The 13,264-nt window shown below is 33.1% G+C and carries 10 protein-coding genes; all 10 read right to left on the reverse strand.

What is annotated here, in order from left to right; genetic code table 11:
• Positions 1 to 16 precede the first annotated feature (16 nt).
• Complete coding sequence (gene thrS / locus JVU85_RS11190) at positions 17 to 1,954, reverse strand: threonine--tRNA ligase (RefSeq protein WP_103387825.1); 1,938 nt, start codon at positions 1,952 to 1,954, stop codon at positions 17 to 19.
• A gap of 328 nt (positions 1,955 to 2,282) precedes the next feature.
• On the reverse strand, positions 2,283 to 3,203 hold the full coding sequence (gene dnaI, locus JVU85_RS11195; protein WP_002510258.1) for a primosomal protein DnaI: 921 nt from the start codon (positions 3,201 to 3,203) through the stop codon (positions 2,283 to 2,285).
• Positions 3,200 to 4,588 (reverse strand): replicative helicase loading/DNA remodeling protein DnaB, encoded by a 1,389-nt coding sequence (locus JVU85_RS11200; protein WP_002510257.1) that lies wholly within the window; start codon positions 4,586 to 4,588, stop codon positions 3,200 to 3,202. Before JVU85_RS11200 ends, dnaI begins: the two co-directional genes overlap by 4 nt.
• A complete protein-coding gene (nrdR, locus tag JVU85_RS11205; RefSeq protein ID WP_002510256.1) occupies positions 4,589 to 5,059 on the reverse strand; it encodes a transcriptional regulator NrdR in 471 nt (156 codons plus the stop codon).
• Between the two features lie 161 nt (positions 5,060 to 5,220).
• Positions 5,221 to 6,246 carry a type I glyceraldehyde-3-phosphate dehydrogenase gene (gap, locus tag JVU85_RS11210; protein ID WP_103387823.1) on the reverse strand — a complete coding sequence of 342 codons (1,026 nt, stop codon included), beginning with the start codon at positions 6,244 to 6,246 and terminating at the stop codon, positions 5,221 to 5,223.
• Positions 6,247 to 6,380: 134 nt separating this feature from the next.
• On the reverse strand, positions 6,381 to 6,992 hold the full coding sequence (gene coaE, locus JVU85_RS11215; RefSeq protein ID WP_142019593.1) for a dephospho-CoA kinase: 612 nt from the start codon (positions 6,990 to 6,992) through the stop codon (positions 6,381 to 6,383).
• Between the two features lie 16 nt (positions 6,993 to 7,008).
• The gene (mutM, locus tag JVU85_RS11220) at positions 7,009 to 7,881 is read right to left on the reverse strand and encodes a bifunctional DNA-formamidopyrimidine glycosylase/DNA-(apurinic or apyrimidinic site) lyase (RefSeq protein ID WP_002510253.1); all 873 of its coding nucleotides are present in this window, start codon (positions 7,879 to 7,881) and stop codon (positions 7,009 to 7,011) included.
• Positions 7,882 to 7,895: 14 nt separating this feature from the next.
• Positions 7,896 to 10,526, reverse strand: coding sequence for a DNA polymerase I (gene polA / locus JVU85_RS11225; RefSeq protein WP_002510252.1), 2,631 nt, complete (start codon positions 10,524 to 10,526; stop codon positions 7,896 to 7,898).
• A gap of 166 nt (positions 10,527 to 10,692) precedes the next feature.
• Positions 10,693 to 12,387, reverse strand: a complete 1,695-nt coding sequence (pnpS, locus tag JVU85_RS11230; protein ID WP_193325311.1) for a two-component system histidine kinase PnpS — start codon at positions 12,385 to 12,387, stop codon at positions 10,693 to 10,695.
• Entirely contained in the window at positions 12,387 to 13,097 is a 711-nt protein-coding gene (locus tag JVU85_RS11235) for a response regulator transcription factor (protein ID WP_002510250.1), read from the reverse strand. Before JVU85_RS11235 ends, pnpS begins: the two co-directional genes overlap by 1 nt.
• Positions 13,098 to 13,264 lie beyond the last annotated feature (167 nt).

Consider the following 13,264-nt stretch of genomic DNA (forward strand, 5'->3'; position numbering starts at 1 on the left):
TCATACTGTTTCAATACTATCTTGCTTTTTTAAGTCTGATTTCATCAATTAAGCTCCAAATGAAGTCATCACGTTCAATAGTTTCTTGATCTTGTGATCCGTATTTACGTACATTCACTTCGTTGTTCTCTACTTCTTTGTCTCCAACTACGAGTTGATATGGAATTTTTTGCATTTGTGCTTCTCTAATTTTGTAACCCATTTTTTCATTTCGATCATCAATCTCTACTCTTACACCTTGTGATTTTAGCTCATCTTGTAAGCTTCGTGCATAATCATAATGTAAGTCTACATTGACTGGAATGATTTCAACTTGCTTAGGTGCTAACCATGTTGGGAATGCTCCTTTTGTTTCTTCAGTTAGGAAAGCAACAAAGCGTTCCATTGTTGATACTACACCTCTATGAATAACTACTGGTCTATGTTGTTCACCGTCATTACCAATATATGTTAAATCAAATTTTTGTGGTAGTAAGAAGTCTAATTGTGCAGTTGATAGAGTTTCTTCTTTGCCCATTGCAGTTTGAACTTGAACGTCTAATTTAGGACCGTAGAATGCAGCTTCACCTATAGCTTCAACATAATCTAATCCTAATTCATCCACCGCTTCTTTCAACATATTTTCCGCAGTATTCCACATTTCATCATCGTCAAAATACTTTTCTTTATCGGCTGGATCTCTATAGCTTAATCTAAAGTTATAATTTTCAAAGCCGAAATCTTCATAAACTTCCATAATTAAATTTACTACTCGTTTAAATTCTTCTTTGATTTGGTCAGGTCTCACAAAGATATGTGCATCATTTAAAGTCATACCACGCACACGTTGTAAACCTGAAACCGCACCACTAGATTCATAACGATGCATTGTACCTAATTCTGCAATACGTATAGGTAATTCACGATAAGAATGCGGTTTGTTGGCATAAATCATCATATGGTGTGGACAGTTCATTGGTCTTAAAACCATTTCTTCTTGCTCATCTAATTTCATCGTTGGGAACATATCTTCTTGATAGTGGTCCCAGTGGCCAGATGTTTTATATAAGTCAACATTCGCCATCACTGGTGTATAGACATGGTCATAACCCATACTTACTTCTTTGTCGACAATATAACGTTCAATTTCACGACGAATAGTTGCGCCATTTGGTAACCATAATGGTAAACCAGCACCTACTAATGGATTGTTTGAGAAAAGTTCTAAATCCTTACCAATTCGACGATGGTCACGTTCTTTACGCTCTTCTAGCATTTGTAAATGTGCTTTTAAATCTTTTTTATCGAAAAAGGCTGTACCATAAATACGTTGCAACATTTTGTTGTTGCTGTCACCACGCCAATACGCACCAGCAGTTGATAGCAATTTGAATTCTTTAATTTTTGCTGTTGATGGTACATGTACACCACGACATAAATCAGTAAATTCACCTTGACTATATAATGTTACTGATTCATCTTCTGGAATCGCATCAATTAATTCTAGTTTATATGGATCATCTGCGAAAAACGTTTGAGCTTCTTGGCGTGAAACGACTTTACGTTCAATCGGGAAGTTTTCATTAACAATTTGTTTCATTGTTTTTTCAATTTGTTCGAAGTCATCCGAAGATATAGATTGTTCCATATCAAAATCGTAATAGAATCCACCATCTATTACAGGACCTACACCAAATTTCACATCTCCGTATAGTCGTTTAAGTGCTTGTGCCATTAAGTGAGCTGTTGAATGGCGTAGCACTTCTAACGCTTCTTCACTACCAGGTGTCACTATTTCAATGTCACCATCAGTTTCTAACGGACGCGTTAAATCCACTAATGTATTATTGAATTTACCCGCTACAGCTTTTTTTCTAAGTCCTGGACTAATTGATTGTGCGATGTCTTCAGTTGTTGTTCCTTTATCAAACGCTTTATTATTACCATCTGGAAATTGAATATTTATTTGATCCATGTTTATTTACCCTCCATTAAAAATTCAAGTTCTTAATCAAAATAAAACAATAGAAAAAGACCCCATCCCAATAAGGGACGAGGTCTTCGTGGTACCACCCTAATTCAACATATATGTCTGACAACAATATGTTAACTCTACATAAGATAACGGTCTTGAGCCGAGTGTTCATTACAAACACTATCTAGGAGGGAGTAATAACTAAATATAATAGTCATATTCTCATCAACTAATGACTTGCTGTATATTAGTGATTTAATTATCATGTCCTCATTTTGTATTATTTTGATTTAGATTTACTTACATTATACAACATTTACTGTAAATTTCAAACATCTCTATAATTCTCGCCATCTAAATAGTAAGGTGTAGCTAATGTCTTAATTCGCTCCATGATACGAGCAGCTTTTGTAAGTTCTGTACCATCACGGGTCACTGATAAATGATGTTGTAATTCTTTGAAGTTATAGTTAGAACTAAAGAACGTTGGTAACTCTTGGACCATACGATAATGTAAAATCGGTCCAATAATTTCATCACGTACCCACGGTGTAATTTCTTCAGCACCTATGTCGTCTAACATTAAAATATTAGCTTCTCGCACTTTAGCTAGCTTTGTTTCAAATGTGCCATCTTTAAAACCACTTTTCAGAGTGCGAATAAATTCAGGCAAATAAATAATAGTTGATGGTATTTTTTTCGTTTTAAGTTGGTTGGCAATTGCCCCCAAAATAAATGATTTACCTGTCCCAAATTCACCATGTAAATACATGCCCTTGATATTAGCATCTTGATTTGCAATCGCGTTACAAATATCATCTGCTGCACGTGCGACTTCTAATCGTTTACCTTTTAAATAAATATCTTTTAATTTTGCATTTAATGTATCACGTTGCATATGATGTGAAGTAATTAACTGAGCGTTGTATTTTTCTTCGTCATGTTTAACTTTACAAGGACAAGGCAAATAACGAATTTTAATATGTTGATTGTCTATATACAATTCTGGAACGTGACCTTTAACGAAGTTCGGGCAGTCGTTAAAACTATGACCATCATAGTGCTTTTGTTGGTCCTTATATTCTTGTAGCACATTTAAATCCTCATCAATCATCGCATTGGTTAATTCAGCCTGATGTTGTTCTAAAAATTGTTTAACATCATGATCATTTACTACATCATGTTTAATTTTTGCAATACGTTTAAACAACTGATTAGAGTCACCCATTATTTGATCGAAACGTTTCATTCGTCATCTTCCCCCCATCTCTCTTTTAAATGTTGTAAGAAAGCAGCTCTTTCTTGATCTTCCTCTTCATTATTATCATTATCTACCTTTTTATTATTATCATCACTTTCAGTCGATGCTTGTTGTTCTCGCTCCAACAACCATTTTGGAGTCATTTCTTTAGAAGCTAATTGGTGCTTTTTGTATCGTGATTGTGATGAGGCAACGCGTGTCTCTGGTTTAGGTTGATTTACTTTTAGTGCATGTTGATATGCTTGTTCTGCAGTACTAATTCCTAATTTCTTCCAATTTGAAGCTATCTCCAATATATATGCTTTAGGTAATTTCATATCTTCTTTTAACATAACAAATTGTAATAAGATGTTAATTACTCCAAATGACATTTTTTCTCGTTCTACCAACTCTTCCACCATTACTTTTTGTTGTGTAGTTGGTTCAGAACTAGACCAAGATGCTAACATTTCTATTGGACTCGTATTTTCTAATTGTTGTAACCAATTTTTATCATCATCATTTTGTTCTGCTGATGGTTTCGGCGCTGTAATTTGATCTTTTTGTTGTAGCGAAGGTAAATGTTGTTCATGTTCCATTAAATAATACGTGCGCGCATATTTTCTTATATCTTCGAATGATAACTGTTGTGCACTTGTAATTGACTTTAAGATAATACGTTTCATAGCTTCAGGTGTTAAACCATATAATGTAGCTAATTGAATAATTAAATGTTTAGCTTCTTGAGTTATTATTTCTTCGCTAATGAAATGTGTTTGAAGAAGATCGTACAACGTTTCAAAATCAAAATTCACTGCCGATAAATCCAGACCTTTATATGTAGATTCTTGTGGCATTTGACTTACATCTTCTACTAAATTACCTTTAGGCAATTTGAACACATCAGTATACTTGCGTGTGATTTCTTGGAATTCAGTTAAATCTATAGCAGTAGATGTTTCAAAATCTGATTTTAGTTGATGGTAACGTTGCTTACTGACTTCATTATACAAAAAGATAGATAACATTGGATCACTGAAAAATTGACGGGCAGTAGGTGGTTGCACTAATTTATAAACAAATGATGAAGTGTTATCTTCATGTTTTACAAAGCTTTTTACTAAACCAATGCCCTCTAAAATATCCATTTGTTGTCTAAACTCTTTTAAATTAATTTTCAATTCACTCATAATAATGTAATGTGTGTTTACTTGATTAGATGTTGACTCAACAAATTGGTTTAAATAATGCAAAAGCCCAATTGCACTTGAGCCAACTAATGGCGTAAATAAACGATTTAAAATAGCTAAATTATGGTTTGTTAGCTGAAAGTCTCGTTTAACTTGAAAATCATCTTGTGGTCTCAGCCCAAATTTAGCAGATTGTAACCCCATTTATGAATCACTCCGTTTATTTTCAGATAAGATACCTTGCATAGATTGCAATAATTGATCGACATCTTTAAACTCTTTATATACTGATGCAAATCTAACATAGGAAACTTGATCTACATGCATCAATAAATTCATCACATATTCACCGATTTCTCTCGACGAAACTTCAGCTTGTCCTATATCACGTAATTGCCATTCAACACTATTTGTTATCTCTTCTAATTGTTCGTATCGCACTGGTCTTTTTTCGCACGACCGTACTAAACCATTTAAAATTTTTTCACGTAGAAACTGTTCACGTGTGCCATCTTTTTTCACCACTATAAGTGGACGTTTTTCTATATGTTCAAATGTGGTATATCTTGTACCACATTGTTCACATTCTCTTCTTCGGCGAATCGCATTTACTTCATCCGCATGTCTAGAATCAACAACACGGGAATGCGTCGCGCTACATTTCGGACATTTCATGGTACTTTCACCCTCTTTTGTAGATTACGCCTTATTATACTATAAAATAATATGATACAAAAGAATCCTTATTATTATCTAGTTTATACTAGCAAATAAAAATAAATGCCAATCCCTTCTGGGTTTGGCATTTATTTTTATCTTTATCTAATATTTACGAATTAACTTGAAACTACCTTCGAATTTTCTTTCAATGATTCACCAATTTGAGCTGCTATTTCAACGACACGATTTGAATAACCCCACTCATTGTCGTACCAAGCAATCACCTTAACTTTTTTATCACCCATTACTAAAGTGCTTTGAGTATCGATAACAGCTGAATGTGGATTTGTATTAAAATCAACTGACACTAATGGTGCATCTTCTGTAGCTAATACACCTTGCAAGTCGTTTTCTTTAAATGCTTGATTTATGTCATCTACTGTAACATCAGTTTCTAAATCAACGACCAAATCTACTAACGATACATTTTTAGTTGGTACTCTTAAAGCCATACCATGCAATTTACCATCTAATTCTGGCATTACTTCTTTTAATGCTTTGGCAGCGCCAGTTGATGTAGGTATTATGCTTTCATTACAGGAACGTGCTCTTCTTAAATCTTTATGTGGGTTATCAATATTATTTTGATCATTAGTAATTGCATGTACAGTTGTCATTAGACCATTTACAATACCAAATTTATCATTAAGTACTTTCGCCACAGGGCCAATGCAATTCGTTGTACAAGAAGCATTACTGAAAATATCATATTGTTCAATATCAAGATCGTTATTATTCACGCCTTTAACGATCATTTGAACATCTCCACCTTTTGATGGACCTGTCAATAACACCTTTTTAGCCCCAGCAGTTAAATGTGCACTTGCTTTATCACCGTGATTAAATTTACCAGTAGCTTCAATAACAATATCGATATCTAACAACTTCCATGGTAGATTTTCAGGATTACGGTCAGCAAGTAATTTAATTTCATGCTCATCTACTTTAATGCCGTGATCCGTTGGTTCTACTTTTAAATCATATGTACCATGAGTTGTATCATAATTAATTAAATGCGCTATTGTTTCAGGTGGATAGCTCGCATTAATTGCTACCACATTTAAATTTTTATTTTTCAAAGCAATTCTTAAGGCCATTCGACCTATTCTGCCCATTCCATTAATTGCAATATTCGTTGTCATAAGAAGCACTCCTCACTTATGTGTTATACTTTATGAGATTAGTATAACATAAATATCGCTAATTGAAAGCGTTTTCTAAACAAAAAATAAAAAATCACTACAGAAATAACATTTTCCCATAGTGATTTTTTAATTTATGACTCACTGCTATCTAAATAACCTTCTTCAATTAATAACTGCTCTAAATTTTGTTTAAGTTCGAGCTTAGAATCTCGATTATCTATGACCTGATCAGCCATACGTCGTTTTTTATCAATGGAAATTTGACTTAGCACACGTGCTTTAGCATCTTCTAGTGACATATCATTTCTTTCCATTAATCGATCTATTTGGATACTTTCTGATGTATAAACTAACCATACTTCATCAACAGTTTCTTGTAAGTCATTTTCATAAAGTAAAGGAATATCCATAATGACATTGTACCCTTCTGCTAAAAATTGATCTTTTTCTTCATCCATAATTGTTCTAACAATAGGATGTACAATTTCGTTGAGTTCCAATCTTTTTTCAGGGTAATTAAACACAATATCGCCAACATACTGTCTATCCATTTCCCCGTTCTCAGCAATAGCCTCATCACCAAATGCTGCTTTAACTTGGGCTAAACCTTCACTACCTTTAGCAACAGCTTTTCGAGAGGCAACATCTGCATCAACGATTTTAAAACCATGGATTTCTAATAATTCAGCTACAGTTGATTTTCCGGTTGCAATCCCACCTGTTAGTCCTATAACTTTCGGCATCTTTCTCACGCTTCCTTTATTTTTGACATGTTGGACAGAAATGACTATTTCTCGTCGCAATAACTTGGGTAGCAATCATCGAATTACACACCTTACATGTCTTTTGTTTATATACATTTAAATGTAGTTGCATTGTACCAGTATTACCATCAGCATGACGATAATCTGAAATGCTTGTTCCACCATTTTTAATACCCTCTTCAAGTACTTCTCGAACATATAAAAATAGCATTTCTCGTTCTTGATGATTTAAATCTTGAGTCTTTCTAGCTGGATGAATACCTGCACGAAATAGCGCTTCACAAGCATATATATTACCACAACCAGAGATGACACGGTGATCTAAAATCATTTGTTTAATAGGTTTATCATAATAACGTTTGTGATCAAAACACGCTAAATAATAATTTAACGCGTCATGATCAAAAGGCTCTGGCGCAATTTGTAAAAATGACGGGTACGCTTCGAAGGATGGAACATTACGTATTTCTCCAAATCGTCGAATATCCGAATAAACTAATTGTTTCCCATTACTCAATTCAAAGATTACGTGCCAATGCTTACGATAATTTTCGACTGGTATATCATCTACATGATTTACAATAAAGAATCCACCAGCCATACCTAAATGACTAATCAAAATACGCGTCGCGCCATCTTTTTCTAAATGAAATACAATGTATTTACTGCGTCGTTCGATAGCATCGATGACATAACCTTCCGTAAAGGTTTGGAACGTATCTAAAGCCATACCTTTAATAATTGTTTCACGCTGTTGCTTTTTACCTTCGATAACTTTAGATGAAAATATGACGCGGTTTATCTTTTCACCTACGACATAGGGTTGTATGCCACGTTTGACGTGTTCAACTTCTGGAAGTTCTGGCATATTATTCCTTCTTTCTATTTTGCATCATACCATGTATCACCGTAACTTGTTTCTACTAAAAGTGGTACATCAAGTGATAATGCATTATCCATAATATCTTCTATAAATTTACTAAATTCTTCTACTTCATCACGTGGTAGTTCAAATATTAATTCATCGTGAACTTGTAATAATAATGTTGCGTTAAATGTTTGATCTTGAATGGCTTGATCATAATTCACCATAGCTAATTTAATAATATCAGCTGCACTGCCTTGAATTGGTGTATTCATTGCCGTTCTTTCCGCAAAACTACGCAAGTTAAAGTTACGGCTAGTAATATCTGGAATGTAACGTCTACGATGCAATAGTGTTTCTACATATCCTTGAGCTTTAGCATCTTTTACTATATCTTGCATATATTGTTTAACTCCAGGAAAACTATCTAAATAATCATCTATAAATTGTTTTGCTTGTTTTCTAGTAATACCGAGACTTTGACTTAGACCGTAATCACTAATGCCGTACACAATACCAAAATTTACTGCTTTTGCTTGTCGGCGCATCAAACTATCAACTTCATCTGGTGAAACATCAAAAACTTTAACCGCTGTTGCAGTATGAATATCTTCATTATTTTTAAAAGCTTGAATCATACTATCATCTTGCGTGATATGCGCTAACACTCTTAATTCAATTTGTGAATAATCCGCAGACAAAATTACGTTATCTTTTGATGTAGGTCTAAACGCTTTTCTAATACGTCGCCCTTCTTCTAATCGTACTGGAATATTTTGTAAGTTTGGATCTACTGAGGACAAACGACCTGTTTGTGCTAATGTTTGATTGAATCTAGAGTGAATACGATTATCTTCGCTAATAACTTTTTGCAAGCCTTCAACATACGTCGATTGTAATTTAGATAACTGACGATACTCTAAAATATAATCTATGATAGGATGTTCACCTTGTAATTGTTCCAAGACATCAACAGCAGTTGAATAACCTGTTTTAGTTTTTTTAATGACAGGTAATTCTAATGTTTCAAATAACACAACTCCAAGTTGTTTAGGTGAGTTAATATTAAATGACTCTCCTGCCGCATCATGTATATTGGCAATAAGTGTATCTAATTTCTGTTGTATTTCTATTTCCATTTCTTTTAATGCTTGTCCATCTGTGTATATACCTGTTTCTTCCATGTTACTTAAGATGCGTGCTAATGGTAATTCCATATCTTGTAATAACGCAACTTGATTAAATTCTTCTAATTGTGCTTGCATGTGTGACGTTGCTTGATAAACAGCATGTAAAATAGCTGCGACATAATCATTTAACGTTTCACTTTCTGGCACTTGGCGTTTTTTGCCTTTTCCATAAATCGATACACTTGATGGTACAAAGTGTTGATTGTAATGTGACACTACTGATTGAACATCATCTATCGCTCTTGATGGGTCAATAATATAAGATGCTAACATCGCATCGAACACAATGTTTTTAATATTTATGTCTAATCTATGGGCAGCAACGTATGTTTTTTTAGCATCGTAAACTATTTTTTTAGTTTCTTCATTTTCGAGCCATGCTACTAACTCACTGTGCTGACTTAGTGTTGTAGCATCTATCACAACATGATTTACGCCATCATACAAACCGAATTTCAAAATAGCATCTTTTAAATAATTGCTATCTTCCAATTCAAAATGAATTGTCGCCTCTGATAATTGAGAAAAATTAACTGCTGAAAAATCTGTCATTACCTCTAACTCTAATTGCTCTTCTTGGCTCTGACCGCTATCAACATCTAATTGTTCTAGTAATTGTTTAAATTCAAGTTTTTTAAACAATTCTATTTTTTCACTTTCATCTTGTTCTTGTGGCATAGCTGTATCATTCAGTGAGACTTCGAGAGGACTGTTACAATTTATCGTTGCCAGTTTCTTACTCATTAACGCATCGTCTTTACTTAGTTCCAGCTTTTCTTTTAACTTTTTACCAGAAACATCATCTATATGGTCATATAAGTTTTCGACAGTTGTAAATTGCGATAATAATTTTATCGCTGTTTTCTCACCTACACCTGCAACACCAGGAATATTATCTGATGTATCGCCCATTAAACCTTTCATATCAACAATTTGCTCAGGTGATAAACCATTATATTTCTCAGCTATAAATTCTGGAGTATAATGATCAACATCAGTTATCCCTTTTTTAGTATAATAAATTGTTACCTTATCTGTTGCCAATTGTGTTAAATCTCTATCACCAGTAACAATAATAGTTTCGAAATCTGCATCATTTGCTTCCTTACTCAACGTACCGATAATATCATCAGCTTCATAGTTGTCTAATTCATAACGTGTTATACCATATGCATCTAAAAGTTGTCTAACATAAGGAAATTGTTCACTTAATTCTGGTGGTGTTTTTTGTCTACCACCTTTATATTCTCCATAAGTTTCATGTCTGAAAGTTGTTTTACCTGCATCAAAAGCCACTAAAAAGTGTGTAGGTGCTTCATCTTTTATGATTTTCTCTAATAACATTGCAAAGCCATACACTGCATTTGTATGGATGCCAGCTTTATTTTGTAATAATGGTAATGCATAAAAAGCACGGAAGCTTAAACTATTACCATCTATTAAAATTAACTTTTTCACCATATTAACCTCCAGAACTGTTTTGATATACATTTTATCATATTCTTAATTGATACCGTACTGATTCGTTATATGAATTTATATAAAAAGCAGGAGTAAGACAGAAACCAAAGTCACAATTTGATTTCACGTTTTACTCCCACATTTTAATAACTTTCTTATTTAATTATTGCACATCAAAAAACACTACTTTAAACGTCGATCCTTCATTCAATTGACTATTCACACTAATACGTCCATTATGTGCTTCTATAATATGTTTCGTAATTGATAGTCCTAGACCTGTACCACCAGAATCTCTACTTCGTGCTTTGTCGACACGATAGAACCGCTCAAATATATGTTTTTGATCTTCTTCACTAATGCCCATACCAAAGTCTTCTACTTCTAATATACTCTTATGTCCATCTTTATAGACGCGTACTATAATATCACTATCTACTGTAGAATAGCTAATTGCATTAGATAACAAGTTTAATACTACTTGGGCAATTTTTCCTTCATTCGCATCAATTATAATATCAGGTGTAATTTCTCTGATTATATTAATGTTTTTCTGCTCGGCAATAGTATAAACATTTTCAATCGTTGTTTCTACAATGTCAGTCAAACTAATATATTCAGTTTCCAATTCAGTTTGTTGCTCAACATGTGACAAATCCAACAGATCAAAAACTAATGTTTCAATTCGATCTGATTCTTTCAAAATAATTTTCAAGAAATCATCTAATGATTGCGGATCATTTTTCGCACCGTCCAATAACGTCTCAGCAAATCCTTTAATAGAAGTAATAGGTGTTTTCAATTCGTGAGACACATTAGCTACAAATTCTCGTCGTAAATTTTCTAATTTCTTCAAATTTGTAATGTCATGTAATACGATAACCATGCCATATAAATTCTTTTTAGTCCGAGATAAAATTGGAACACACGCTGCATCGAAATATTTTTCATGCACTTGTCCTATATTTAACTTCACTTGTTCGTAAATTGGTTTTTCAACTTTAAAAGCTTCAGTAAGCAGCTCATGTATTGCTGGATCAATAAACTCTACATAACTTTTATGTTCTGCAGTTTCTTCAGGTGTAAATACCTCATAATACGTTTTATTAGCAACAACGATTTCACCATATTTATCAATCATTAAAATAGAGCTTGGAATATTTTCTACTGTAGTTTTTAAACGATTGGACTGTAATTTTTGCTTATGATTTAAACGCTGCAACTTACGTGCTAATTCATTTGTAGTAACAAATAATTCTCGCGTTTCTTTCACATTACTTTCTGGTACACGGACATGGTAATAACCATCTGCAAGCAGATTAGTAGCATACGTCACTTCATTAATTGGTCTAATATAAGTTCGATCAATACTGCGCACGACTAGAAATATAATAATTAATACAAACAAGCCAATGAGCGATATATACTTCCACAATTGAATTTGCAATTCAATAATTTCGTTATTGACGCCACTAATTAATACACGGTAATCATCCACATCACTCTTAAAAGTAAATCTTCGGTCACTATTTACTTCGTCATAAATTAAATTTGTTGGGTTGGCTTCATTTAAAATTGCTTGATTAATTTTGACGTCATCTTGATACGAAAATAATGACTTTTTACTATTCATAATTTTAATAGTCAAATTTTCGTTTTCAGCAAGTGCTTCTAATTCATGTTGTTTATCGTTTTTATACAAATGTACAAAGTGACGTGCTTTCTTTTCCATATCTCCTTCTTGTCCTACTGCAACAGTAGAATAAATCACATGAGAAATAATTGCTCCTAAAGCAATAAAACTCACAATTGTAATCGTACATAATAATAACAATAGCCGTTGGTGAAATTTAAGCATTAAACCTTAGGTCTTTCCATTTTATAACCTAAACCACGCACTGTTTTGATTAACTTTGGTTGTTTAGGGTTCTCTTCTAACTTATCTCTTAAGTGGCTAATATGTACATCTACAATTCTTGAATCTCCAGCAAATTCGTAATTCCAAACAGAATTCAACATATGCTCACGTGTAATTACTCTGCCTTGACGTTCAATTAAATATAAGAGTAATTCAAATTCTTTTGGTGTTAATTCAAGTAATTCATCATTTCGATAAACTTCAAAATATTCTGGTTTTATTCTAATAGACCCAATAATTATGTCATCCTCATCAATACCAGCCGGTTCAGCTTCGGCAATCATTGCAGAACGACGTAAGATTGCTTTCACTCTAGCAACAACTTCTCTAGGTGAAAATGGCTTTGTCATATAATCATCTGCACCGAGCTCTAAACCTAATACACGATCAAATTCATCATCTTTTGCTGTTAACATTAAAATAGGTACTAAATTTTTGTCAGTTCGTATTGATTTACACACTTCAATACCATCTTTTTTAGGTAGCATAACATCTAAGACAATTAAATCTGGATTGGTGTTGCTAACTTTTTCTAATGCTTCTTCTCCATCATATGCTACTTCTACTATGTATCCTGCTTGTTCTAAATTATATTTCAGTAACGTTACGATTGATTGTTCATCATCTACTACAAGTACTTTTTGTGACATAGTGTACCTCCATATTTATGTTTACAATTTAATTATAACTTAAAATTTAATAAAAATAACACACATTATAATATTTTTACACAAATTTTACAAAATATATGATTCGCAATATATATACAATAATCGTGATTTCCATGCAACACTCACAGTATATGCTTTATTACTAT

It is taken from the genome of Staphylococcus sp. GDY8P72P, assembly GCF_016890655.1.
Classification (GTDB): domain Bacteria; phylum Bacillota; class Bacilli; order Staphylococcales; family Staphylococcaceae; genus Staphylococcus; species Staphylococcus arlettae.